The sequence below is a fragment of the Nonomuraea sp. NPDC003804 genome, from assembly GCF_040610675.1.
Taxonomy (GTDB): domain Bacteria; phylum Actinomycetota; class Actinomycetes; order Streptosporangiales; family Streptosporangiaceae; genus Nonomuraea.
This window is the reverse complement of record NZ_JBEXMT010000024.1, coordinates 86,202-111,307: the sequence shown is the minus strand read 5'-3', so window position 1 is coordinate 111,307 and position 25,106 is coordinate 86,202. Positions and strand designations below refer to the sequence as shown.

The 25,106-nt window shown below is 70.5% G+C and carries 17 protein-coding genes; 13 read left to right on the top strand and 4 right to left on the bottom strand.

Annotated features, from left to right (window positions below; genetic code table 11):
* The first annotated feature begins 21 nt into the window (after positions 1 to 21).
* The 10 genes from cobA (at position 22) to ABZX22_RS29965 (ending at position 15,746) form a co-directional block, all read left to right on the top strand.
* Positions 22 to 1,254 carry a uroporphyrinogen-III C-methyltransferase gene (gene cobA / locus ABZX22_RS30010; RefSeq protein ID WP_354915054.1) on the top strand — a complete coding sequence of 411 codons (1,233 nt, stop codon included), beginning with the start codon at positions 22 to 24 and terminating at the stop codon, positions 1,252 to 1,254.
* A 545-nt stretch (positions 1,255 to 1,799) separates the two neighbouring features.
* Positions 1,800 to 4,769 (top strand): dynamin family protein, encoded by a 2,970-nt coding sequence (locus ABZX22_RS30005; protein WP_354915051.1) that lies wholly within the window; start codon positions 1,800 to 1,802, stop codon positions 4,767 to 4,769.
* On the top strand, positions 4,766 to 6,403 hold the full coding sequence (locus ABZX22_RS30000; RefSeq protein ID WP_354915048.1) for an ABC transporter: 1,638 nt from the start codon (positions 4,766 to 4,768) through the stop codon (positions 6,401 to 6,403). Before ABZX22_RS30005 ends, ABZX22_RS30000 begins: the two co-directional genes overlap by 4 nt.
* Positions 6,404 to 6,572: 169 nt before the next feature.
* Positions 6,573 to 8,063 carry a serine/threonine-protein kinase gene (locus tag ABZX22_RS29995; RefSeq protein WP_354915045.1) on the top strand — a complete coding sequence of 497 codons (1,491 nt, stop codon included), beginning with the start codon at positions 6,573 to 6,575 and terminating at the stop codon, positions 8,061 to 8,063.
* A 170-nt stretch (positions 8,064 to 8,233) separates the two neighbouring features.
* Positions 8,234 to 9,310, top strand: a complete 1,077-nt coding sequence (locus ABZX22_RS29990) for a single-stranded DNA-binding protein (RefSeq protein WP_354915042.1) — start codon at positions 8,234 to 8,236, stop codon at positions 9,308 to 9,310.
* A gap of 1,121 nt (positions 9,311 to 10,431) precedes the next feature.
* Positions 10,432 to 11,733: a GGDEF domain-containing protein gene (locus ABZX22_RS29985; RefSeq protein WP_354915039.1), complete on the top strand. Its 1,302-nt coding sequence runs from the start codon at positions 10,432 to 10,434 to the stop codon at positions 11,731 to 11,733.
* A 368-nt stretch (positions 11,734 to 12,101) separates the two neighbouring features.
* A complete protein-coding gene (locus tag ABZX22_RS29980; RefSeq protein WP_354915036.1) occupies positions 12,102 to 12,383 on the top strand; it encodes a hypothetical protein in 282 nt (93 codons plus the stop codon).
* 92 nt (positions 12,384 to 12,475) lie between these two features.
* Positions 12,476 to 14,140, top strand: coding sequence for an energy-dependent translational throttle protein EttA (ettA, locus tag ABZX22_RS29975; RefSeq protein ID WP_354915033.1), 1,665 nt, complete (start codon positions 12,476 to 12,478; stop codon positions 14,138 to 14,140).
* Between the two features lie 523 nt (positions 14,141 to 14,663).
* Positions 14,664 to 15,293, top strand: coding sequence for a TetR/AcrR family transcriptional regulator (locus tag ABZX22_RS29970; RefSeq protein ID WP_354915030.1), 630 nt, complete (start codon positions 14,664 to 14,666; stop codon positions 15,291 to 15,293).
* Between the two features lie 24 nt (positions 15,294 to 15,317).
* Positions 15,318 to 15,746, top strand: coding sequence for a thioesterase family protein (locus ABZX22_RS29965; RefSeq protein WP_354915027.1), 429 nt, complete (start codon positions 15,318 to 15,320; stop codon positions 15,744 to 15,746).
* A gap of 324 nt (positions 15,747 to 16,070) precedes the next feature.
* Here ABZX22_RS29965 and ABZX22_RS29960 read toward each other — a convergent pair whose 3' ends face one another.
* From ABZX22_RS29960 to ABZX22_RS29945, 4 genes are all read right to left on the bottom strand, one after another.
* The gene (locus ABZX22_RS29960; protein WP_354915024.1) at positions 16,071 to 17,588 is read right to left on the bottom strand and encodes a glycoside hydrolase family 13 protein; all 1,518 of its coding nucleotides are present in this window, start codon (positions 17,586 to 17,588) and stop codon (positions 16,071 to 16,073) included.
* Between the two features lie 5 nt (positions 17,589 to 17,593).
* Positions 17,594 to 17,977 carry a globin gene (locus ABZX22_RS29955; RefSeq protein WP_354915198.1) on the bottom strand — a complete coding sequence of 128 codons (384 nt, stop codon included), beginning with the start codon at positions 17,975 to 17,977 and terminating at the stop codon, positions 17,594 to 17,596.
* Between the two features lie 231 nt (positions 17,978 to 18,208).
* A complete protein-coding gene (locus ABZX22_RS29950) occupies positions 18,209 to 19,198 on the bottom strand; it encodes a mechanosensitive ion channel family protein (RefSeq protein WP_354915021.1) in 990 nt (329 codons plus the stop codon).
* Positions 19,199 to 19,671: 473 nt separating this feature from the next.
* Positions 19,672 to 19,947, bottom strand: a complete 276-nt coding sequence (locus ABZX22_RS29945) for a hypothetical protein (protein ID WP_354915018.1) — start codon at positions 19,945 to 19,947, stop codon at positions 19,672 to 19,674.
* A gap of 275 nt (positions 19,948 to 20,222) precedes the next feature.
* Here ABZX22_RS29945 and ABZX22_RS29940 point away from each other — a divergent pair, with 275 nt between their 5' ends.
* The 3 genes from ABZX22_RS29940 (at position 20,223) to ABZX22_RS29930 (ending at position 25,028) form a co-directional block, all read left to right on the top strand.
* The gene (locus ABZX22_RS29940; protein WP_354915016.1) at positions 20,223 to 21,785 is read left to right on the top strand and encodes an XRE family transcriptional regulator; all 1,563 of its coding nucleotides are present in this window, start codon (positions 20,223 to 20,225) and stop codon (positions 21,783 to 21,785) included.
* Positions 21,782 to 22,264: a GNAT family N-acetyltransferase gene (locus ABZX22_RS29935; RefSeq protein WP_354915013.1), complete on the top strand. Its 483-nt coding sequence runs from the start codon at positions 21,782 to 21,784 to the stop codon at positions 22,262 to 22,264. The genes ABZX22_RS29940 and ABZX22_RS29935 overlap by 4 nt, the downstream gene beginning before the upstream one ends.
* A gap of 1,498 nt (positions 22,265 to 23,762) precedes the next feature.
* The gene (locus ABZX22_RS29930; protein ID WP_354915010.1) at positions 23,763 to 25,028 is read left to right on the top strand and encodes a DMT family transporter; all 1,266 of its coding nucleotides are present in this window, start codon (positions 23,763 to 23,765) and stop codon (positions 25,026 to 25,028) included.
* The last annotated feature ends 78 nt before the right edge of the window (positions 25,029 to 25,106 follow it).

Here is a 25,106-nt window from a genome sequence, read left to right as displayed (position 1 = left end):
GCGAACGGGAGATCCGCCGACATGAGCCCCTACCTTCTCGGCCTGCGCCTCTCGGGTCGCCGGGTGCTCGTCGTGGGCGGCGGGCGGGTCGCCCAGCGACGCGTTCCCGCACTGCTCGAGGCGGGCGCCGACATCACCATCGTGTCGACCAGCGTCACCCCCGCCCTCGACGACCTCATCGCCGCGGGGCGCGTCACCTGGGAGGCCAGGCCGTACCAGGTGGGCGACTGCGACGGTGCCTGGCTCGTCCAGGCCTGCACCAGCGACAGGGCGGTCAACACGGCCATCGCCGCCGAGGCCGAGGCCAAGCGGATCTGGTGCGTGCGCGCCGACGACAAGGACGCCTCCGCCGCGTGGACACCCGCCAGCGGCAAGGTCGACGAGATCTCCATCGCGATCACCGCGGGCGGCGACCCCCGCAGGGCCGCGGGCATCAGGGACGCCGTCGTCAGCGCCCTGCGCGACGGCACCGTCGACGCGCGCCGCAACCGCACCAAACCGGTCGGCGTCGCGCTGGTCGGCGGCGGGCCCGGCGACCCCGGGCTGATCACCGTACGCGGACGCCAGCTGCTCGCCCAGGCCGACGTGGTCGTGGCCGACCGGCTCGCGCCGCGGGCCCTGCTCGACGAGCTGGCTCCCGACGTCGAGCTGGTCGACGCGGCCAAGGTGCCCTACGGCAGGTCGCTCTCCCAGGAGAAGATCAACGAGCTGCTGATCTCGCACGCCCGCGAGGGCAGGTTCGTCGTCCGGCTCAAGGGCGGCGACCCCTACGTCTTCGGTAGGGGCGGCGAGGAGATGCTCGCCTGCGCCCGCGCCGGCATCCCGGTGACCGTGGTGCCCGGCATCACCAGCGCCGTCGCGGTGCCCGCCGCGGCCGGCGTGCCCGTCACGCATCGAGGGGTGAGCCAGGAGTTCCACGTGATCTCGGTGCACGTGGCGCCCGACCACCCGCAGTCCACCGTCGACTGGCCCGGACTGGCCCGCTCGTCAGGCACTCTGGTGCTCATGATGGCCGTCGAACGTATCGCTTCCATCGCGGAAACACTCATCCGCGACGGACGTTCGCCGGAAACTCCCGTAATGGTGGTACAGGACGGTACTCTTCCGACCCAGCGGGCCGTCACGGCCACGCTTTCCACCGTGGCCGACCGGGTGGCAGCGGCCAAGATCCGGCCACCGGCGATCGTCATCGTGGGCGACGTCGTGCGGATCGGCCAGGAGGTCGAGATGGTTCGAGCGGAGCGCGTGCCGTGAGATCGGCTGGTGACGCCCCCGAGTCTCTGGGGGAGCAGACCCTCAACTTCCGCGCGATCAGGGACGACGACGGTCCCGACCGCGCGGCCGACGACCAGGCGGACATACGGCAGGCGAACGGGGCGTCGCCGCCGCCCTCCCCGCCGGACGTCCATGACGCGTCGGCCGCCGACGACCACGAGAACGCGGCGGGGGAGACCTTCTTCGCCTTCGCCCGTCCCGCCCGGCACGACCTGCCCCGGGCGGACGACCACGCCACCCTGGACGCCGAGCCCGCCTTCGACAAGCTGGCACCGATCTCCGACGGCTTCGACGCCTTCAGCCCGTCCCGCCCGGCCTCACATCCGGCATCGCGTCCGGCATCGCGTCCGGGATCACCTCCGGCTGCGCACCCGGAATCGCTTACGGCTTCGGGCCCGGGATCACCCCCGGCTGCGCACCCGGAATCGCTTACGGCTTCGGGCCCGGGATCACAGCCGGGACCGCACCCGGTTGCGCCCCCGGCATCGCGTGCGGCTTCGCGCCTGGGTGAGTCGGCGCACCCCATGGAGTTCGACGCGTTTCGGGCCCGGCCGCGGGCGTTCGGTCCAGGGTCTGAGCCCGATCCCGCCGCGTCCGAGCTCCAGGAGGAATCCGGCTCCGCGGAGGACCGTCGTGCCGCCCGCGTCGTGGGGCCTGGCGCCGCAGACCCGACCACCACCGAGTACCCCGCCGAGTCCCCGTCTGCTGACCCGGGCATCGCCGAGTGGCGGCTTGCCGAGGTCGCCACCAGGGCACCAGCTGTCGGCGAGCCCGCCGAGTCCCCGTCGGCTGACCTGGCCGTCGCCGAGTGGCGGCTTGCCGAGGTCGCCACCGGGGCACCAGCTGTCGGCGAGCCCGCCATTGAGGCAGTCTCCGGCGAGGAGTCCACGGCCGCCGACTCGGCCGCCGCCGAAGGGACGCCCGCTGGGGCCGCCTTGGCTACCGGCCTGGTTCCGGCCGAGGCCCCCCTCGCCGCTCCCGATGCGGTGGACACGGGGGAGGCTGCCGCCGGAGCGACCGCCTCTGACGAAGCCGCCGCCGCGGCAATGGCCACCGGTGAGGGTGCCAGCCTCGAGACGCCCGCCAGCGGCGAGGCCACGGCTGACGACGTTCCTGCCATCGGCGTGGTCGCCACGAGCGCGATACCCGCCGGCGAGACCCCTGCCGCTGCGACTCCCGCCGGCGACACACCCGTCGGCGACAACCCCGTCGGCGAGGTGCTCCCCGGTGAGGGCCCTTTCAGTGAGGTGTTCGCCGGTGACAGTCCCTTCGGTGAGACGATCGCCGGGGAGACGCCCGCTGGCGATACTCCCCTCGGCGAGGTGGTCGCCGACGGTGCTTTCTGGGACGAGAACTCCGCCGAAAAGGTGGCTGCCGACGACCAAGCCGTCAGCGAGACGCCTGCCGCTGACGAGACGCTCGACGAGCGCGGGACCGCCGCCTCCCAGGCCGTCACCACCGACGAGATCGCGGATGATTCAACGACCGAGGCCGAGTCGACGGTCGAGGCTGAGCCGGCGTCCGACGCCGAGCCCCTGACCGAAACCGATTCGGTGACGGAGGCCGACTTCGAGGTCGTCACCGATCCCGAGGCTGTGACCGAGTTCGAGGCCGTAACCGACCCTGAAGCCGGGGCCGGTCCCGAGGCCGTGACCGACACCGACGCTGCGGCCGATCCCGAACCCATGGCCGAGTTCGAGCTCATGGCCGAGGTCGCGTCCGTGGCCGACGACGAGTTCGTGGTCGAGAGCGACACCGAGGCCGGTTCCATGGCCGACGACGAGTTGGCCATCGGCGACGGCTCTGCCGTACTCGATGACGAGCCTGCCCTCGGTGACGGCACCGCAGTGGAAGAGGACGAGGCCGTCGGGAGGGTCGTCGAGGAGGATCTGCCCGACGCCGCCGCGCAGGCGCTCACCGCCGCCCTGGACGCGCTCAGGGACGCCGTCGCCGGCCTCAGGTTCGGGCTCGACCTGCCGGGCGCCGAGGAGGCGCGCAAGGCGCAGACCGAGATCCTCACGCAGCTGCATGACTACGTGCTGCCGAGGGTGCGGATGAGCACCGCGCCCGCCCTCATCGTCGTCGCCGGCTCCACCGGGGCGGGCAAGTCCACGCTGGTCAACACCCTCGCCGAGAAGAACGTCAGCCGGACCGGCGTGCGCCGTCCCACCACCGGCATCCCCGTGCTCGCCTGCCACCCCGACGACGAGGGCTGGTTCGCCGACGGCGAGCTGCTCGCGGGCCTGCAGCGCATCGAGCGGCAGAGCAGGGAGGCCGCGCCCGACAGCCTCGTGCTGGTCACCACCGAACGGCTGCCCCAGGGCGTCGCGCTGCTCGACACCCCCGACATCGACTCCGTCGTCGAGGAGCACCACGAGATCGCGCGCCGCATGCTCGACGCCGCCGACCTGTGGGTCTTCGTCACCACCGCCGCCCGCTACGCCGACGCCCCCGCGTGGAACCTGCTGCGCCTGGCCAAGGAGCGCGCCGCCAGGATCGCGATCGTGCTCTCGCGCGTGCAGCCCAAGACCAAGGACGTGGTGCTCAAGCACTTCGTCCGGATGCTCACCGAGTACGGCCTGGGCGACGTCGAGCGGTTCGTCATCGAGGAGTCGGCCGTCACCGACGGCAGGCTGCCCCACGGCGACATGACCGAGTTGCGGCTGTGGCTGGCCGAGCTGTCGGTGGACGAGGAACGGCGGGCGCAGGCCGTCCAGGAGACGCTGAACGGCGTCCTCAACAGCTTCCGCACCCGGGTGCCGGCGCTGGCCAGACACCTGGAGAGCCAGGTGGCCTTCCGCGGCGAGCTGCGCACCGACGTCGACGTCGCCTACTCGGACGCGCTCGCGCACATCGACAACGCCGTGCGCGACGGCAGCCTCATGCGCGGCGAGGCACGCGCCAGGTGGCAGGACTTCGCCGGCTCCGGTGACCTGACCCGCAGCTTCCGCAAGAAGGGCAAACCGGTTCCGACCGAGCGGATCACCGCCTTCCGCGCCGCTCTCCGCACCGCGATCGAGTCGCTCATCACCTCCGCCGCGCATGCGGCGGCCGACGAGGTGGGCGCGCGGTGGCGGCGCCGTACGGAGCTGGGCGCGGGCCTCGACCGGCCCTCGGACGACCTGGCCCGCCGTACCGGCCGGGCGGTCGCCGCCTGGCAGGACCACGTCACCGAGCTGCTGCGCACCGACGGCGTGACCAAACGGTCGGCCAAGGTCGTCTCGCTCGGCGCCGAGTCGTTCGCGCTGATCTTCATGGTGGGCCTGTTCAGCGCCGACGAGCTGCCCCAGAAGCTGCTCAGGAGCCTGCTGGGCGCCGAGGCGCTGCGCAGCATCAGCACCAAGGCGCTCAGCGACCTGCGCGCCAGGATCGTCATGCTGTTCGACGAGGAGGCCATGCGGTACGTGCGGGCGCTCGACGCCGCCGGCATCCCGGACGAGGCCGCCGCGACCCGCCTCTACCAGGCCACGTACAACCTCGAGGTCGCACGATGAGCATCTACTCCACCACCAAGCCCGGCCTGGGAGCCAGGCTGGCCGCGCTGTCCAAGGTCGTGGAGCTGGGGCAGGGGCGTCTCGACGCCACGCTGCTGGCCGACGCCGTCCACCTGCTCACCAGGGCTGGCGAACGGCTCAAGCTGTCGTCCGACCACACGGTGGTCGCCCTGGCCGGTGGCACGGGCAGCGGTAAGTCCTCGCTGTTCAACGCGATCTCGGGGCTCGAACTGTCGCCCACGGGCGTGCGCCGTCCGACCACCGCCCGCACCCATGCCTGCGTCTGGGGACAGGAAGGCGCGGCACCGCTGCTCGACTGGCTGCAGATCCAGTGGCGGCACCGCTTCGCCAGGGCGAGCGCGCTCGACAGGGGCGAGAGCCAGCTGCACGGCCTGGTCCTGCTGGACCTGCCCGACCACGACTCCATCAGAGCCCTCACCGATCCTGAGGCCGACCGGCTGATCGGGCTCGCCGACATGGTGGTGTGGGTGCTCGACCCGCAGAAGTACGCTGACGCCTCCACCCACCGCCGCTACGTCACCGAGCTGGCCGGGCACGAGGCGGTCACCGTGTTCGCGCTCAACCAGTCGGACCGGCTGTCCACCGAGGAGGTGGCCGAGCTGGTCATCGACCTCAACGACCTGCTGCGTCGCGAAGGCGTCAACCATCCGTCGGTGGTCCCCACCTCGGCGGTCACGGGCCGCGGCATCGACAGCCTCAAGGGCGTCATCGCCGACGCCGTCTCCAAGCGCAGGGCCGCCATCCAGCGCATCGACGCGGACGTCGACCGTGTCGAACGCCGCCTCAGCCAGGCCATGCCGGTCGGCGCGGCCCTGTCGGCGCCCTCCACCGTGGACGCGGCCCGCCGCGTCGGGCTGACCGACGCGCTCTGCGACGCGGTGGGCGTTCCGGCGGTCGGCGAGGCCATGGAGAGCGTCTACGCCACCCGCTCGGCCTCCTGGATCTCGTGGCCGTTCGCCCGGATCGGCGCGGCCTTCGGCGGCGACCCGCTCAAGACGCTCAAGCTCGGCGACCTGCGCGAGGAGATCCGCTCGCTGGCCGGAGGGTCGGTCAGCGCCCAGGCGGCCGAGGTCGACAACGCCGTCCAGGCGCTGAGCGACGGCCTCACCGTCGGGATGAACGACGTGTGGCGTTCGGCCGTGCACCACGCGGCCAGGTCGCGCGCGGCGCAGCTGCCCGAGGCGTTGTCCGACGAGCTGTCGGAGGTCGCGCCGCAGCTGGACAAGGTGCCGGTGTGGTGGCGGTTGCTGCGGCTGTGGCAGTACCTGCTCGTCGTCGCCTTCGTCGCGGGGCTGGCGTGGACGGGAGTGGCGCTGGCGTACGGCGTGTTCTCCGCCGGTCGGCTGCCCGAGCCGTTCGCGCTGTTCGGTGACGCGGCGACGCTGCCGTGGGTGGGGTTGATGACCGCTTCGGTGCTGGGACTGGGGGCGCTGTCCGCGATGGCGTCCAGGAACTTCGTGGCGCTCGGGGCGGCGAACGAGCGAGACCGGCTGGAGCGGGAGATGCGCAGGCGGGTCGCGGGCATCGCGGAGACCATGGTGGTGGAGCCCGTGGAGCGGGAGCTGGCCCGCCACCACGAGTTCTACACGGCGATGAAGGCACTGTCGGGCTGAGGTTCCCGGCTGCCCCATCCTCCGGATGCTCGAACGCCCCGGCCGTTTTTGATCAGTATTCACTGACGCCCACGATCAGTTCCCTTAACATCTGATGTGCCCGTGCTCAGCCGGATATCGACAGGGGGCGACGGATGGTCGCGAAGTCCATGACGGCGGGAAGGGCACGGTGACGCTGGTCGCGGGCCGCTATCGGCTGTTGTCGCAGCTCGGCCAGGGTGGCATGGGCACGGTATGGCGGGCGATGGACGAGCTGCTCCGGCAGGAGGTGGCCGTCAAGGAGGTCAGGCTCCCATCGGACCTCGACGAGGCGTCGCGGGCCGAGCTGGGCGAACGCACGCTGCGCGAGGCGCGCGCCGCCGCGACGCTGCGTTCCCATCCGTCCATCGTCACGGTGCACGACGTGGTCCTCGACGACGGACGCCCGTGGATCGTCATGGAGCTGGTCCACGGCCGCTCTCTCGAGCGGGCCGTACGCGACGACGGCCCCCTGCCGCCGCAACGAGTCGCCGCGATCGGCCTGCGCATGCTCGACGCCCTCGCGGCCGCGCACGCGGCGGGCATCCTGCACCGAGACGTCAAACCCGCCAACGTCCTGCTCACCGACGACGGACGGGTGCTGCTGACCGACTTCGGGATCGCCACCATCGCCGGGGACACCGGGATCACGCAGACCGGGATGCTGACCGGCTCGCCTGGCTACATCGCCCCCGAGCGCCTGCGCGGCGAGGTCGACGGCCCGCTCGCCGACCTGTGGTCGCTCGGCGCCACGCTCTTCACGGCGGTGGAGGGCGTGGCGCCGTTCGCCGGCCCGAACCAGGCCGCCGTGCTGGCCGCCGTGCTGATGCAGGAGCCCGCGCCCTTCCGGCTGGCCGGCCCGCTCGCACCCGTGCTGGCCGCGATCCTGGAGAAGGACCCCGCAGGCCGCTGCTCCGCCGACGAGGCGGCCGGCTGGCTGGAGGCCCTCTCGCGGGACGACACCACGACCAGCCCGGCCCTGCGCCGCAGGCGGACCGCGCCGGGACGCCCGTCTCGACGCCTGCGCAGCAGGGTCCTCATCGGTGCCGCGCTCGCGCTGGTGATGACCGTGGTGGTGGGCGTGGTGATCGTGCCCTACCTGTTCCCGAACGTGATCCGGATCCTCGGCTACGCGCTCGCGCCACCTGTCACCTACGCCGCCGTGCCGAAGTTCCTCCCGACGGCGGCGGCCACCCCGCTGATCGCTCGCGACTTCGAGGCGTGCGACCTGCTGAACAGCAACCAGACGCGCTCATTGTTCGGCGGTGCGACGAAGCGCCAGTTCTGGAGCGACTCCTCCTGCAGCTGGAGCAAGGCGGACGGCGCCAACCTGCACATCACGGCGTTCCGCCTGCCGAGCGCCTCGGCGGCCGGCCTCTACCACAAGCAGATGGTCGAGCAGATGAAGGACGAGCCGAAGCGGAACCCGGGGACCAAGCTCCGCAAGGGGCCGGACGTCGGCGACGAGGCGTTGAGCTATACCCGGCGGAGCCCCTACGGGCTCCCGGTCTACCAGAGCTACATCTCCTTCCGGCTGTCGAACGTCGTGGTGGTCATCAACGTCTCGGCCCGGCGGCCCGGCTACGCCACCGCCGATCGGGCGGCCAAGCTCGTCGCCGCGGCCGTCAACAGGCATCGATAGCGACCGGGTTCGTGGTGGTGTTTCGAGGGTCCCGCCGCTCCGTTGTCCACAGCGGCGTCGCGCCCCGGCGCCTTCGTCCCCAGAACCACGCTCGGCCGGCCGGCCACCCACTCCCGCGCGACACCGTGTCCCCAAGCAGCGGGCACCCGGCCCGCTCCACGGGAGGCACGATGAACGACATCTACATCACGCTCACCGGCAATGTCGCAGCCCCGCCCCGCCAGCACGCCTTCGCCGACGGGGCGCGGGTGACCTCGCTCAGGGTGGCGACGAGGCATCGCTTCTTCGACAGGAAGACCCAGGAGTGGTCCGACGGCGACACCGTGTTCTTCGCGGTCCGTTGCTGGCGCACTCTCGGCGACAACGTGGCCCAGTCCTTCCAGGTGGGGCATCCCGTCGTGGTGTGCGGCAAGCTGCGCATCAGGGAGTTCGGGCCCGAGGGCGACCGCAGGTTCATGCCCGAGATCGAGGCCAGCTCGATCGGCCACGACCTGCGCTGGGGCGTCGGCGCCTTCTCCAAGCCCGAACGCTCGGGCGGCATCGGCACGCTGAGCAGGGAGACGAGGGAGAGCCTCGACGAGTCCACGCAGGACTGGGCGATGTCGGGATCGGCGACCGCCCGCGCGCTCCACGGGCGGCCCGCTGCCTCGCGGGACGCGGAGGAGACCTCCGCGCGGCACGTGGAGGAGACCTCCGCGCGGCAGGCGGAGCAGACGGCGCGGGACGACGTGGCGGGCTGGCCTTTCGCCCCTGCTGCTGGTCCTGGTGCTGCCTCTGGCCTTGGCCTTGGCCTGGGTCCCGCCTTCGCCGAGACCGGCGCAGGCATCACCGCAGAGCCGGTCTCCGGACCGGATTCCGTCTCCAGGGCTGAGTCTGTCGATTCCGGGTTCGGGTTCGGCTCTGGGTCGGGCTCGCAGTCCGCATTCGAGGCCGGCTTCCGATCGGGCTCCGCACCAGACGCCCTGCCCGAGTCAGGGTCCGAGGCGGGCTCCAGGACCGGCGCTGATTCCGGCTCCGGGGCCGGATCCGCACGGGGGGCCGGGCGCAGGCCCGGTTCGGCCGTCGCCTCGACCGATGGGGACACGACGACGCTCACGCCGGGGGAGGGCGACGACTCGCCGTCGGAGGAGCCCGGTACGGATCCGGGCGAGGGCCACCCCGCCGGGGCGGGGAAGGTGCGCCTCCTGAACCCTCATGACGCCCCCCAAGCGCCGACGGGCCGCACCCGCCGCGCCAAGGCCGCCTGACCATCCATCCGGCCTCATGTGTCAGGCCCGAGTGCGCCTCGGGCCTGACACCCTTCACCGCACCGCAGTCCGACCCGAATCCACACCCGGCCGAATCCACGGCCCGGTCGAATCCACGGCCCGGCTGAATCCGCAGTCCGGCCGAATCCGCAGTCCGACTGGGGCCGAAGCCGTTGAGGCCCTCGAGTGACGGCCCCGTCGGATGAGGGTGGAGATGGCTGGCGGTGCGGTGCGTTGCGCGGATGGATTCGAATCCCGGCGTCCTGCGTGCGGATGAGCTGCCGGGCGTTCTGTGTGGGGATAGGAGCGCACGGGGTTCTGCGGATGATGCGAATTCCTGGCGGTTCTGCGGGCCCGGTTCCTGGCGGTTCTGCGGGCCCGGGGGTTTACGGGTGGTGCGAACTTTCGGGGTTCTGCGGATGGATACGAACGCCGGGACTCGGCGCGGTTTTCGCCGATGGGCTGTTCGTGGCCGCTACGGTTCGGGACCACAGACGAGGGGAGCAGGTCGACCGGCGCTGCCGCGGGCAGGCCGTCACTCCCGTTGCGTCGCTGTCATGAGCGCTGACGTCGCCGTGGGGCTTGGACGGGCTCTCCTGATATCTGCCGCAATGCGCAGTTGCGGGATGCCGACGAGAGAGGAAGGTGATCCAGGACTTACGGGCCGAAGCCGAGCAAACCGTGAGAGCTGCAGCGGGGGCGGACTCGCGGCCATACTCGCGGATTTCGGGACGTGCACGGCGAAACCGAGGTCGCGGTGGGCGTAGCCGTACGCAGAGAGGATGTCGGGAGGTGGAGGGGGGCACCGGCCGTTCAGTGGCGTCGCGAGTCGCAGTGCGAGCCGCTGAGAGGGGTTGGCCGATGGTGTTCCGTGTCAGATGGCTAGAGCATCTGTCAGGTCCAGGTCACGCCCCGCACCATGGCTGCTCCTTTCCAGCACGGCCCGCCCGCGGAGTGAGCGGTTCCATTCCCGGGCCACCAGACGCAGATGGCCACCTTGCCCAAGGTAGCGGTTCCCGTCGCGCGACGCACACTCCGCAACTATTGTGTTACACATCGTTAGTCGGAGAGGGGGCGAGATGGCAGCGACCAGTCACACCTCGATCAAGCCTCGTGACAGTGTGTCCACACTCGCAGGCCGGTGGCCGTTGCTGGCGCAGCGTCGGCCCCTCGTTGCCTACCTCTGCGGGATCGTCGCGCTCGATCTCGTGGCCATCGCGTTCTTCGCGGTTTCCGGCCCCTATCGCTGGTCGGACGTCCTGATGTTCGCCGCGCTGATGGGGTGCGGCGCGGTGTGCATCGAGGCGACGCGACGCCTCGGCATGCCCGCGGGCGTCTCCCGCGACCTGCTGTCGGCGTGGTGGCTGCCCGTCGCGCTGCTGCTTCCCCCGATCTACGCGCTGCTGGCGCCGATCCTGCTGCAGATGCTCATGCAGCTTCGGGTCAGGGCGACGGTGCTCTATCGGAGGGTCTTCAGCTCGGCGGCCATCGGCCTGGCAGGTGGCGCCGCTTCGGTGGTCTTCCACACCCTGGTGCCCGACATGGCGGTGCTGTCCAAGGGCGCGGGTGTGCCGATCATGCTGGCGGTGGGATGTGCGGTGCTGTTCGCCGTGCTCAACACCACGCTCATCGCGATCGCCGCCCACACCGCCGACCCCGACACCCGCTGGCGCGACGTGCTGTGGGACAGGGAGAGCGCCATCCTCGACATCGTCGAGCTGTGCCTCGGTGTGATCGTGGCGATCGCGTGCGCGCTCAACCTGGCGCTGCTGGCGCTCGCGCTGCCACCTGTCGTCCTGCTGCAACGCAGCCTCCTCCACGCCCAGCTCCAGGCCGCGGCCCGTACCGACCCCAAGACGGGGCTGCTCAACGCGGCGGCGTGGCAGCGGGAGGCCGACACCGAGATCGTGAGGGCCCGCCGTACCGGAGAGACGCTGGCCCTCCTCATCATCGACATCGACCACTTCAAGCGCGTGAACGACAAGCATGGCCATCTGGTCGGCGACCAGGTGCTGATCGGGGTGGCGGCGACACTCCGGAGTCAGCTGCGTGACTACGACGTGGTGGGCAGATTCGGCGGCGAGGAGTTCGTGGTCCTGCTGCCGCGCGCCGACATCACCGAGGCCCGCAGAGTGGCCGAGCGGCTGCGCAGCAGGATCGGCCGCATGGCCGTACCCGTCGACGACGCCTTGATCACCGTGACGATCTCGGCGGGTGTCGCCATCATGAGCATCCACGGCGACGACCTGATCGAACTGCTCGCCGCCGCCGACCTGGCGCTGTACCGGGCCAAGGAACTGGGCCGCGACCGCATCTGCATCCCTGCCGTGCAGCCGGCGCCGCCGTCCGCTCCCGTGGACTCGCCGCCCACCCTCATCGACCCCCCGCCGACCACCCTCATGGACCCACCTCCCGCAGCCTGATCCGTTGAGTGCCATCGGCCGGCACAAGGTCCGGGGTCAGCGGCCGGATCGAATGCTCGGGGCCTGTCGGTCGACCCCGCCGCCTACCGTTCCTGGGGTCGGCAGGCTGATTCGACGCCACGGGGTCACGGGTGGGTGGTGCAAGGGTTTCGCGGACTGGCCTCAGAACCCGGAGTTTCCCGGAGTCGCAGGCTGACCCGCTGGTGACGATTCCCGGTCCGCAGGGACTTTCGCGTGCGGGTGGCGGCCCGCGGGCGGTGGCCGGTTCCGGCACACCCGAACAAGTGAGCACTCCACGTAATCACATGAACTCTCTCGGTTATGTCGGCATCTAACAGATGTCACGCCGACCACGACAGGGGAGGGACATGTACTACGACGACCACCTGGAAGAGGCCGCGTATCGATCGCGTCGGCAGGAGCAGGAGTGGTCGTGGCAGCGGCAGTCGGAGGCGTCCCGGCGGCGGTTGACGGACGAATGGCCCACACTGCCCAGGACTTCCGGATCCTTCTCGGGGCTTTTCCTGCTCGTGATGGTCGTCTGCGCAGGTCTGGCGGTCGCGGCCGGTCTGGGGTACTCGCCGGCGGAGGTCTGGGCCTGGGCCAGCGTTCGCGTCGAGCGCCTCGTCGGCGCGTGGCTGAACGGTTAGCCGGCCAGGCGACGTGCCCGCCGTACGATTGCACGGAGATCGCCCAGCCAGTACGGCGGAAGCCGGTTCGCGCACGCCCTAAGCTAGAAGGCATGCCGGAGTACATCTACACGATGCAGCGCGTGCGCAAGGCGCACGGCGACAAGGTTGTCCTCGACGACGTCACCCTGTCGTTCCTGCCCGGAGCCAAGATCGGCGTGCTGGGCCCGAACGGCACCGGTAAGTCGACGCTGCTCCGGATGATGGCCGGCCTGGAGCAGCCGTCCAACGGCGACGCCAAGCTCATGCCCGGCTTCACCGTCGGCATGCTCCAGCAGGAGCCGCCGCTCAACGAGTCCAAGACCGTCCTCGGCAACGTGCAGGAGGGCGTCGCCGAGACGATGGCGATGCTCCACCGCTACAACGAGATCGCCGAGCAGATGGCCACCGACTACAGCGACGAGCTGCTGGAGGAGATGGGCAAGCTCCAGGACCAGCTCGAGCACCGCAACGCGTGGGACCTCGACTCCCAGCTTGAGCAGGCGATGGACGCCCTGCGCTGCCCGCCGCCGGACGCCGACGTGACGAAGCTGTCCGGTGGTGAGCGTCGCCGGGTGGCGCTGTGCAAGCTGCTTCTCGAGGCGCCCGACCTGCTGCTGCTCGACGAGCCCACCAACCACCTCGACGCTGAGAGCGTGCAGTGGCTGGAGCAGCACCTGGAGAAGTACGCGGGCACCGTGCTGGCCGTCACCCACGACCGCTACTTCCTCGACAACGTCGCCACCTGGATCCTTGAGCTCGACCGTGGCCGCACCTACCCCTACGAGGGCAACTACTCCACCTACCTCGAGGCCAAGGCCCAGCGGCTGAAGGTCGAGGGGCAGAAGGACGCCAAGCGCAAGAAGCGCCTGGAGGACGAGCTGGAGTGGGTCCGCTCCAACCCCAAGGCCCGCCAGACCAAGAGCAAGGCCCGTCTCCAGCGCTACGAGGAGATGGCCGCCGAGGCGGACAAGTACCGCAAGCTCGACTTCGAGGAGATCCAGATCCCGCCGGGCCCGCGTCTGGGCACCACGGTGATCAAGGCCGACGAGCTCACCAAGGGCTTCGGCGACCGCCTGCTGATGGAGGGCCTGACCTTCGACCTGCCGCGTAACGGCATCGTCGGCATCATCGGCCCCAACGGTGTCGGCAAGACCACGCTGTTCCGGATGATCACCAGCAGCGAGACGCCCGACACCGGCTCCATCACCGTCGGCGACACGGTCAAGATCTCCTACGCCGACCAGAGCCGTGGCGGCATCGACGCGAACAAGAACGTGTGGGAGGTCGTCTCCGACGGTCTCGACCACATCAAGGTCGGAAACGTCGAGATGCCGTCGCGCGCCTACATCGCCGCGTTCGGCTTCAAGGGGCCGGACCAGCAGAAGAAGGCCGGCGTCCTGTCGGGCGGCGAGCGCAACAGGCTCAACCTCGCGCTCACCCTCAAGCAGGGCGGCAACGTGCTGCTGCTCGACGAGCCGACCAACGACCTCGACACCGAGACCCTGTCCAGCCTGGAGAACGCGCTGCTCGACTTCCCGGGCTGCGCGGTGATCACCTCCCACGACCGGTGGTTCCTCGACCGCATCGCCACGCACATCCTGGCGTGGGAAGAGGGTTCCAACTGGTTCTGGTTCGAGGGCAACTTCGCCGACTACGAGAAGAACAAGATCGAGCGCCTCGGTGCCGATGCGGCCCGCCCGCACCGCGTCACCTACCGCAAGCTCCACCGCGACTGATCCAGCGGCCAGACGGCAGCCCCCTCCGCGACACATCGGTGCTCCCGGAGGGGGCTTCGTTCGTCCCCGGCCGCCCCTGACGTCTGGGGTTTCCGCACGGGCCCGGCGGGGGTGCGGTGCTGCTCGCCCTCCGGCCCGTACGGCACGCCCTCCCACGCCCACCCGCCGTCGCCGGCCGCCGCCTGTCCAGGGAGACGGCCATCGGGCGCGCGGGCCGACCGCCGTTACGCGGCACCGTGGCCATCCCTGGCCTCGTCCCACCGTGACCACCATGGCCTCTGCCACGGTGAGAGCTTCGGGCCTCGTCCGGGCCGTGACCACCCCTGAATCCAACCACCGTGACCACCTCGGCTGTCCGCCGTGACCACCTCTGGTCTCTTCCGGCCGTAGGCGGGTCAGCAGCGTCATGGTGGGATGCGCAGGGACGGTCGGCCGGACCGGACCTCGACCCCGCAACTCCTCGCCGCCGGGCATTCCCACGTCGTGCGGCGCCTGAAGACCGATCCTTCCTAGCATGGTGCTCATGGCACGCAAGTCCTCCAGCGCGTGGGAGTGGAGCCGCACCGCGCAGACGCGCAAGGTCATGCTGCAGGCGGCCCGAGAGGTGTTCGGCGAGCACGGGTTCGCCGAAGCGAACGTCGCCGACGTGGTCACCAGGGCGGGCTCGAGCGTGGGCAGCCTCTATCACCACTTCGGCGGTAAGGCCGAGCTGTTCACGGCGCTGTGGGAGGACCACCAGGTCGCCCAGGAGCAGGCGTCGGCCTCCAGCGTCGCCAAGGCGAAGCAGGCCGGCGTGGACGACCCCGTCGACCTGCTCGTCACCGGCTCACGCGCCTATCTGGAGGGGGCGTGGGATCGGCGCGACCTGGTCAGGCTGTTCATGGACGGCGACGGGCCGCCGGGTTTCGAGCTGCTGCGCCGTACCAGGGGAAGGCAGTGGCTGCGGCAGAACGCGGTGCTGCTCGGCGCGGGCGCCGAGCCGATCGACAGGCTCACGGTCGCGGTGCTGACCTCGGTGATCGGGGAGGCGGCGAGGGAGGTGGCGATCTGTGACACCGAGGAGGAGGCGCGGCAGGTGATCGAGGCGGCGGTGGTGCTGATCAGGCGGCTCGATCCGGTGGCCGGGGTACGGCCGCCCGATGTCGGGGCATGAGCGGCGGACCTATACGGTGTGGGCGTGGTTGAACGATCCCTCGCGCACGCAAGCAAGCACGTCTTCCCCCGGACAGTCCGTTTCGCGGACATCGATTCGCAGGGGCACGTGAACAACGTCCGTTTCCTCGACTATCTCGAGGACGCGCGGTTCGGGATGCTGGCCATCGACGTGCACAAGGAGGGCGGGGAGACGTTCAGCGGCTTGGTGGTGGCCAGGCACGAGATCGACTATCTGCGTCCGCTGTCGTTCCGGGCCGACCCGGTGCTGGTGGAGACGTGGGTGACGGAGATCAGGCCGGTACGGTTCACTCTCGACTACGAGATCCGGGACGAGGACGAGGTGTATGTGCGGGCCCGGTCGGTGATCGTCGCCTACGACGTGGAGAACGCGGCACCGCGCCGGTTGCGGCAGGACGAGCTGGCCTATCTCCGGCGTTTCACCACGCCCTGAGGCGGCACTCGCGGCACGGCGTCGAGGTGTGTCGCTCTCGGAACAAGAGGGCGTCACACCTCATCTGAGGGACGCCACACCAGTTGGGAGGCGTCGCATCGCACCCACTCAGGAGCGCCGTGCCCGGCCTGGGGATGCCGCCTCATCCGAGGAGCGCCGCGCCCCCGCTCCAAGGACGCCACCACCTCTCCTGAGGGGCGCCGCGTCCCCCTGGGGGACCTGGAAGGGCGCCGGGATCTCGGGTTCTGGCGGCATCAGGCGGGTTGGCGGCGAGCCCCGGGCGATCGGCCGGTGGCCGGCCTGAGGGGGCCGGCCGTTCTTCGGTCAGGTGGTGTGCAGCCAGGCCGCGGTGTCGGGTGGCAGCATGTCGCCGGTGAGGGTGGCGCTCGACAGGATGACGTGATCGTGTGGCGGCAGCCGTACCGGGTCGGTGCCGCAGTTGATCACGCAGGTGAGCTGTCCGCGGGTGAAGAACAGCGCCCCTTCGGAGGCGTCGAGCCATTCGAGCTCGTAGGGGATCGACCGCGTCAGGTCGCGGCGGCAGGCCAGGGCCCTGCGGTAGAACTCCAGCGTCGAGTCGCTGTCGCCGGTCTGCGCCTGGACGCTCAGTTCGCCGAACGCCTGCGGCTGGGGCAGCCAGGCGGCCACCCCGTCCGGCGAGAACCCGTACGGCGAGGCGGTGCCCGACCACGGGATCGGCACCCGGCATCCGTCGCGGCCCGGGAGCTTTCCCTCCGACTGGAAGAAGATCGGGTCCTGCCGCGCGTCGGGTGGAATTTCTTTCACCTCGGGGAGGCCGAGTTCTTCCCCCTGGTAGAGATATGCCGACCCGGGCAGCGCGAGCATGACGAGCAATGCGGCCTTTGCCCTGGAGAGTCCGGTTCCGGGGTCGGCGGTGTCGTAACGGGTGCGGTGCCGTACGACATCGTGGTTGGACAGCACCCACGTCGCGAACGGGACGGTCGCGAGGGTGTCGTCGATGACCTTCCTGAACGCCGTCGGCGACCACGGCGCCTGCAGCCAGGCGAAGTTGAAGCTCTGGTGCAGCTCGTCGGGCCGCACGTAGAGCGCCAGGTCGGCGGCGCTGTCGGTCCATACCTCGCCGACGGCCATCCGCTCGCCGGGGTAGGAGTCGAGCAGCTTGCGCCACTCTCGGTAGACGTCGTGCACCTCGGGCCTGCCCCAGACCGGCGAGGTCGAGGTGAACGACTGGTCGCCCACGTCGGGCAGGCCCTCCGCCTTGTACAGGCCCATCGCCACGTCGATGCGGAACCCGTCGACGCCCCGGTCCAGCCAGAAGCGCAGCACGTCGAGGAACTCCTCGTGCACCTCGCGGTTGCGCCAGTTGAAGTCGGGCTGCTGGGGCGCGAACAGGTGCAGGTACCACTGGCCGTCGGCCGCCTGTGTCCAGGCGGGACCGCCGAAGGTGGACTGCCAGTTGTTCGGCCGGTCGCGGAAGATGTAGCGGTCGCGTCCCTCGCCCGCCAGCGCGGCCTGGAACCACGGATGCAGCGAGGAGCTGTGGTTGGGGACGACGTCGATCAGCACCCTGATGCCCATGGTGTGCGCGTCGGCCACCAGGGCCTCGAAGTCGGCCAGCGTGCCGAACAGCGGGTCCACGCCGCGGTAGTCCGCCACGTCGTACCCGCCGTCGGCCATCGGGGAGGGGTAGAAGGGGGTCAGCCAGATCGCGTCGACGCCCAGCTCTGAGAGGTACGGCAGGCGTTCCCTGACCCCGACCAGATCGCCGACGCCGTCTCCCGAGGCGTCGGCGAAGCTGCGTACGTAGATTTCGTAGACGACGGCATCACGCCACCAGGGGATGTCCATGGGGCGTGTCATGCCCGTTATGCGGGTGAGTTCACCAGGCTCTGCGCTGCCATCACCAGATAGTCCCAGAGGCGGTTCTCCAGCTCCTCCGGCAGCGACAGCTCCTGCACGGCGTCGTGCATGTGCTTGAGCCACGCGTCGCGCTCGGCCTCGCCGATGACGAACGGCACGTGCCGCATGCGCAGGCGGGGGTGGCCGCGCTGCTCGCTGTAGGTCCTCGGACCGCCCCAGTACTGGACGAGGAACCCGCGCAGCCGGTCCTCGGCCGCGGTGAGGTCTTCCTCGGGGTAGAGCGGGCGCAGCAGAGCGTCCTCGGCGACACCCTCGTAGAAGCGGTGGACCAGCCGGCGGAAGGTTTCCTCGCCGCCCACGGCCTCATAAAACGAACCCTCGGTCACGATCTCAGGCTATCCATTCTCTACGGCATGCACGATCACGGCCACCGCGGTCACCGCTGACCGCCCGTCCTCCCACGCTTCTCCAGCGGGACTTCGCCTCCCGCCGTCACGTCAGGGACGTTGACCGCTCCCTTCGACACTCACGAGAAACGTGGCCGATGGACTGCCGATACGGCGCCCAGCTGCGAACAGACGCGCGGCAGTCTGCCGGCCACGTTTCTCCTAGGTAAGCGCTCACGCGGCCAGCGCGATTCCCGCCCCGTCGAGCGCGGCCTTGACGCGCATCCGGAGCTCGCGCGCCACCTCGGCCTGCCTGGACGGAAGCGTCTTGGCCGAGACGCGGAAGATGACCGAGGTGTCGGAGATCTGCTCGATGCCGTAGACGGCCGGCTCCTCCACGATCACGCTCTCGCGGTACTCGGGCTCGTCCCACAGCTCGTCGGCCACCCGCTTGAGCAGGTCGCGGACGGCGGGGACGTCGGCGTCGTAGGCCACCGGGACATCGACGTAGGCGCGCGACCAGCCCTGCGACTCGTTGCCGACGCGGGTGATGGTGCCGTTGCGGATGTACCAGACGCGGCCGTCGGCGTCGCGCAGCCTGGTGACGCGCAGCGTGACCGCCTCGACGGTGCCGATGGCGGCGCCCGCGTCGATGACGTCGCCGACGCCGTACTGGTCCTCCATCAGCATGAACATGCCGGCGATGAAGTCCTTGACGAGCTCCTGGGCGCCGAAACCGATGGCGATGCCCAGGATGCCGACGCTGGTCAGCAGCGGCGCGATGGGGATCGTCAGCCGGTCGAGCACGGTCAGGATCGCGGTGCCCATGATGACGATCGAGGCGACGTGGCGCAGGACCGAGCCCATGGTCTCGGCGCGCTGCTTGCGCCGCTCGTTGAGCAGGGCGTCGATGCCGTCGGTCGCCTGCCCCCTGCGCAGGCGACCGGTGATGGCGGCGCTGGCGGTCGCCCGGTTCACGACGCGCGTGATGAGCCGGTGGGTGAGATTCCTCACCACCACGGCGAGCACGAGGATGAGGACGATCGTGATGACGCTGGCGAGGATGGGAGCCCACGCCCCACCAGGCAGGAAGTCACGAAGGCCCTGGCAGAAGATCGTGTCGCTCTCGCATGCCTTGCTGATGTCGTTGACCACTGAAGCAGGGTCGAACGACGCCGTCGGCGTCTGCGTCGGCGACGGTGTCGGCGTGGCAAGCAGGAACACGAGGTGAATCCCCCTCCGGAAGCGGCTCGGCCGGCAATCTACGGACCAACTACGCCCCAAAAGATACTGCCGGTCGAGCCGGTCGCCGTCACATCACGCCGGGGAAGACGGGTGCGCCGGGCCCCGGGGCCGCGGGGGGCGGGGCCTGGCGAACCGGTGACGGACGACTCGGAGGGGACACGCACCCGGAAGCATGTCCCGACCGTTTCCGGGAGGGATCCCCCGACCGTCCCGCGGGTGGACCCGAAGGACGCTTCTCCGCGTACGGCACGCCTCGGGGGAGCCGCTGTGCCGTACGAGATCGTGGTGCGGGCGCACGCCCGCGCGCAGGTGGAGGTGCACGGGTACCGGCGGGGTGCCCAGAGCCGCCGCGAAGGGCGGACTCTCCGCACCGGACACCCCGCCGGCCCCGTGGGGCCGCGGTCGGGACGGTGAGCCGTGGTGGCTGCGCCCCACCCGGATCACCGCCATGGTCACTCCCCTACCGCGGCGAGCACGCGCGCGACCTTGGTCGCCGCGCCCGCGGGATCGTCGGCCTGGTGCATGGGTTCGCCCCAGGACCAGCAGTAGTACCAGTCGGGCACGCCAGTGGAGGGCTGGCAGGTGACGTTCTCGGCCAGACTTGTCGCGTTCGGGTTGATCACCCTGACGAAGAGGCGTCCGGAGTGCGTCCGAACCATCCTCGCGAGCAATCCGCGAGCATCGAGCTCGGAAACCAAACGCTCCAGGTGCCCGAAGTCGTCGCCCACCCTCTCAGCCTCCCTCTGACCGAATCGTTGCTGGTGAGAGAAAGATGACTCATGACCATGGGAGGGGTCAACGAGCCCGTACCCCCCTCCGGGAGTGCCCTTGACCCTCGTGGGTTGGAAGAAACAGTCCTCTGGAGGACGATCCTTATCCGTAACCTTCAAGGGACCATTTTCTTCCTGTCACTAATGGTTCATAGTTTTCTTGAGGCAGAGTGCATCCCTCCCGCTACTCTGCGTCAGTACAGGTGCCTTGCGGCTCAGAGAGAGGGGCCGGGATGTCCGGCAGGCAGCACAGGGAAACGGAGATCGCCAGGCGGATCCGGGCGAAGGGTCTGGCCACCGGCCGCTCGTGCGCTCAGATCGCCGAGGAGATCCATGAGACCTGTGGTCCCCAGTTCGGCACGACGAGGATCAAGGGGCACCGCCTGGCCCATGGCATCGCGCTGGCCGACGTCATCGAACAGGTGCGCGCGCTGTTCGAGCGTGACCAGAAGCCGGCGCCGGGCATCGGCGAGACGCTGCTGTCGGCCTACGAGAGCGGCCTGAAACGGCCCGGCCCCGAGTATCTGCACTACCTGTGCACCGTCTACCGCGTCGAGCCGATCTCTCTCGGCTACGACGGCCCGTGCATCTGCGGTCACGGTCACCGCATGCCGGGCCTGCGCAGCACCGGCAGCGCCGACGACGACAGGGCCGAGCTTCCCTCCAGGCCGCGCGACCTGTGGCTCAGCCGGGACGGCGGCGGCACGGCGGGCGGCGGCTCCGCGGAGGAAGACGAGAACGTCCTGCGCAGGACGTTGTTAAACCTTCTGGACAAGGCGAGCACCGGCCCCATCGGCGAGCTACCGGCCGAGATCCTGGGCGCCGTGGAGGGCATCCGGCGGCGCATGGACGAGACGCTGGTGATGGCCACGGTCTCGCCGGCGATGCTCGACCAGTGGGAGGAGGCAACGCTCAGCTTCGGCCGGCAGTACACCAGCACACCGCCGCTGCGGCTGCTGTGCGACGTGCTGCTGGAGCTGAGCGCGGTGCGCGCCGCCATGTCGCGCCGCCAGCCGACGGATCTGGCCGAGCGACTGTGCAGGATGGCCGCCCAACTGTCCGGGCTGAGCGGCATGATCATGATCAACATCGGCGACCACAGGCTGGCCAGGGCCTTCTTCCGCACCGGACGCACCGCCGCCGACGAGACGGGCGACCGCGCGCTGCGCGCGTGGATCACCGCCCGCGAGTCGCTGGTGCCGCTCTACTACGGCGACGCCCGCGAGGCGCTCAACCTCGCCAAGAAGAGCCGCGACCTGGCCGGGGCCACCCCCTGCGTCGCACAGGCCATGGCTCCGGTCGTCGAGGCCCGCGCGCTCGCGCTGCTGGCCGGCAACAACGGCAAGAAGGAAGTGGTCGACCAGGCCAAGCGCGCCCTGCAGAAGGCGCGCAACGCCTTCACCCACATGAAGGCCCACGAGCAGGAGGACATCGCCTTCGGCTACACCGAGCGCCAGCTCTACTTCTACCAGGGCGACGTGCTCACCAAGCTGGGGCAGACGATCGAGGCCGACATGGTGCTGGAACAGGCGCTGGAGAAATACTCCGACCACATCCTCGACCAGACGCTGATCAGGCTCGACCGGGCGCAGTGCCGACTCATCGAAGGCGACATCGACGAGGCGCTGGAGGTCGCCATCGACGCGGCACGCCAGCTCAAGCCCGAGTACCGCACCGACTTCATCCTCCGGCCCGCCGTCGAGTTCGCCAGGTCCGTGGAGGCCAACGGAGGCAAGGACCTCCCGGCCCTCCAGGAGTTCTACGAGCTCATGGGAATCGGGGGAAACAGGGCATGACTCTGGTCATCCGGCGATACCGCTGGTCCGACCTCGACGCGATCTACTCCCTGCACCAGGTGTGCTTGGCCCAGGTCGGCATCGTCCCGGGCGACGGGGTCTACTACGACGACGACTTCCCCCGCATCCACCAGGTCTACCTGGGGTGCGGAGGGGAGTTCCTCGTCGGCGAGGTCGACGGCCGCGTCGTCGCGATGGGCGGCCTGCGCCCGCTCGGCGAGGACACCGTGGAGGTGTGCAGGCTGCGTGTGCACCCCGACCACCAGCGGCGCGGGTTCGGGGCGAGGATGCTGGCGGAGCTGGAGGAGCGGGCGCTGATGCTCGGCTTCTCCAGGCTGCGGGGTGACACCACCATGAGCCAGGGAGCGGCTCTCGCCCTCTACGAACGGCAGGGCTGGACGGAACTGTCCAGGCGGCAGGTGGGCGAGCACATCGTGATCTACGGCGAGAAGAGCCTCGCGCCCGTCCTGGCCCCGTGAACGGCGGCGCCCGGCCCGTCGCCTGACGTCATGGGGCCGGGTGGCGTGGGCGGCTCGCCGTACCCCTCCACGCCGCCTGCCGAGGTGGCCGGCGGCGCTTGAGACCCCGGCGGAAACCGGATCAGGGCCGCATGGCCACAAGCCTGAGCCCGGCCCCATCCGACGCTCCCGAGTAGCCGGAAACCCGCCCCGATCCGGCGGCCACAAGCCGCGACCCGGCCCTGTCCGATGACCAGGAGCCCGAAGGCGGCCCGATCCGCCGCTCCCGAGAGAGCCGGAACCCTGACACGGACAGCGGGAGCGAGCCGGGCCGGGCTACGAGAGCCGGATCCCGGACATGGGCAGCCCGAGCGGGCCGGGTGGCCACTGGCGGGCCGGAATCAGGACGCCAGGGCCGGGCGAGCCGGACCGGCCACGAGCAGGCCGGTACCCGGGCCGAGCCGGCGGCCGGCGTTCCGAGCGAGCCGGTGACCGGGGACGTGTGGCCGGAGTGGATCGAAACCGCCGTGCTCGGGTGGAGTGGCGCAGCGCTCCAACGGCCGGTCCACCCTCACCGACCCAGGCCGGCCGAGCTCGCCCAAGCCCCCCGCGCTTTGTCGCCGGCTCCATGGCCCGGAAAGACGCGTGGGCAGCGGAGAGACGACCGGCCATGGATACGCGGCCTGGAGAGCCCACAGGCAGGGAGGCGCCCAGCCGGCGACGACGGCCCGTGGGGAGAGGCGGCCGGCTGGGGTGAGGCGGCCGGCTGGGGTGAGGCGGCCAGGGGAGCGGACCGGGACGGCGGATGACGGGATGGCGTGACCGGTCGATGAAGCTGTCCGGCCGATCGAGACGGGTGGCCGGAAGGTCGACCGGCTGGGGGAGAGATGGCGGGCGGGGAAAGCGGCTGGCGGAGAGAAAGGGCGCGCTGGGGGAGGCGGTTGGCTGACCAAGGCGACCGGCTGGGGGAGATGGCGGGCGGGGAAAGCGGCTGGCGAAGAGAAACGGCGGGCTGGGGAGGCGGTCGGCTGGCGAAGACGACCGGCCGGGGGACAGGGGGCTGACGAAGACCACCGGCGGGGAGAGGCGGGGGTCGAGGGGGGCGATCGGCCGACCGCGACGACCGGCCGGGGATGGGTGGCCGGGGATGACGGTCGGTCGGCCGCGACGACCGGCTGGGGGCGCAGGGGGCCGGGGAAGGCGATGCGCCGGGGCGGTGGCGGGCGGGAGGCGACGGGGGAGGCGAGCCCCGTCCGAGTGCTCGCCGACCCTCCTGCGGGCGGTCATGAACGTTCGGGACCGACTCGAAACGAGGCGGGTGATGCGGAAGGGTCTGAGGTGAATGCGAATTTTGCCGTATTCGCTCGGGGGAGTATTGCGGAGCCCGCGAGGTATGGTCTTCCGCCTGCGTGTAAGTGCAGCCCCTCTGGCCTCCGCCGACGGGTCTGCGCGCGTGAACCGTGATGAGATGCTGCACTGCATGGCAGTGGTGCCCGCTCCCCGACCCCTCCTGGGAGCCGTGCTTCTGTTGTTCGTCAGCGCCGCTTGGGGGTCGGCCTTCCCGCTGATGAAGAGCCTCATCGACGAGCCCTTGCACATGTCGGTGACAGACCTTCTCGCGGAGCGCTACACGATCGCCGCCGTCGTGCTGTGGCTCATCAGGCCCAGGTGCCTGGCCCGCCTGGCGAAGGGCACCTGGTCGCGGGGGATCGTGCTGGGGGTCATGTTCGGGGTCGGCCAGACCATGCAGGCCTTCGCGCTGAACGACCTCTCCTCGGCGGTGTCGGGATTCGCCGTCGGCTGCAACGTCGTGATGACGCCGGTGCTCGCGCTGGTCCTCTTCCGCGTCAGGGTGCCGCGGCGCATCTGGTACGGCGTGGCGCTCGCCCTCGTCGGGGTGACGATCTTCGCGGTGATGAAGGGCGACGGGGTGCGGTTCGCCCCGGTGGCGCTGGGTCTCACGCTGTGCGCGGCCGCGCTGTACGCCTGTCACACTCTCGTGCTCGCCAACTTCTCCAGGTCCAACTACAACGCCTACGCCATCACGGTCATCCAGCTGCTCACGATCGGGCTGCTCAACGGGGCGGCGGCCGTTCCCGACGGGCTGGAGGCGCCGCCGGGGCCGTACGGCTGGCTCAAGCTCGCCCACCTGGCGATCGTGTCGTGCGCGCTCGGCTTCCTGGCACGTTCCTTCGGCCAGCGCCATCTGCACGCGGTGCCGAGCGCCATCCTGCTGTCGTCGCAGCCGCTGTGGGTGGCGGTCATCGCGCTGCTGTGCGACGAGCCGGTCGGGCTGAGCGTGATGGTGGGCGGCCCGTTCATGGCGGCGGCGATGCTGCTGGCCATACCGTCGAAGGGGGAGCCCGTCGTGGTGGGCGATCCGCCCGCGCGGGTGCCGCAGGCGCCGGAGGTCGACGAGAGCCTGCTCAGGGCGGCCAAGCAGGCGGCGGAGGCGCTGGCGTCGCTGCGCGCCCCGGAACCGGAGCCCGCCCGGCCGGCGGCCCCCGTCAACCTCGATCAGGTCAGGGAGTGCTGGATCAGGGCTGCCGAGCGCGACCCGGACGCGGGGCCCTGGTGCTCGCTGGCCCGCAAGGGCGGCGGCGAGCCCGGCATCGAGCGGTTGATCGAGCACGCGACCGGGATCGTCAGGGCCCGGCAGGAGTCGCCGGCGGAAGCGGGATGCCTGACATTTCCGCTCAGCGGACGGTGTTTGTGCGCATTGCGGCCCGCCCCCGCCAGGGAAGCTGAGGTCGAAGAGGCACCAGATATCGGTGTTGTGCGGTAAATCAGACTGCTTCCTTATAGGTCTTGAAGTTTGTCGACATCTCAACTACATGTGTCTTTACCGAACAGGGGAGGACGC

What these genes read in the sequence shown, in the direction of transcription:
- cobA (WP_354915054.1), top strand. Translation starts at nt 22, where the DNA reads ATGAGCCCCTACCTTCTCGGCCTGCGCCTCTCGGGTCGCCGGGTGCTC.
- ABZX22_RS30005 (WP_354915051.1), top strand. Translation starts at nt 1,800, where the DNA reads ATGGAGTTCGACGCGTTTCGGGCCCGGCCGCGGGCGTTCGGTCCAGGG.
- ABZX22_RS30000 (WP_354915048.1), top strand. Translation starts at nt 4,766, where the DNA reads ATGAGCATCTACTCCACCACCAAGCCCGGCCTGGGAGCCAGGCTGGCC.
- ABZX22_RS29990 (WP_354915042.1), top strand. Translation starts at nt 8,234, where the DNA reads ATGAACGACATCTACATCACGCTCACCGGCAATGTCGCAGCCCCGCCC.
- ABZX22_RS29980 (WP_354915036.1), top strand. Translation starts at nt 12,102, where the DNA reads ATGTACTACGACGACCACCTGGAAGAGGCCGCGTATCGATCGCGTCGG.
- ettA (WP_354915033.1), top strand. Translation starts at nt 12,476, where the DNA reads ATGCCGGAGTACATCTACACGATGCAGCGCGTGCGCAAGGCGCACGGC.
- ABZX22_RS29970 (WP_354915030.1), top strand. Translation starts at nt 14,664, where the DNA reads ATGGCACGCAAGTCCTCCAGCGCGTGGGAGTGGAGCCGCACCGCGCAG.
- ABZX22_RS29960 (WP_354915024.1), bottom strand. Translation starts at nt 17,588, where the DNA reads ATGACACGCCCCATGGACATCCCCTGGTGGCGTGATGCCGTCGTCTAC.
- ABZX22_RS29940 (WP_354915016.1), top strand. Translation starts at nt 20,223, where the DNA reads ATGTCCGGCAGGCAGCACAGGGAAACGGAGATCGCCAGGCGGATCCGG.
- ABZX22_RS29935 (WP_354915013.1), top strand. Translation starts at nt 21,782, where the DNA reads ATGACTCTGGTCATCCGGCGATACCGCTGGTCCGACCTCGACGCGATC.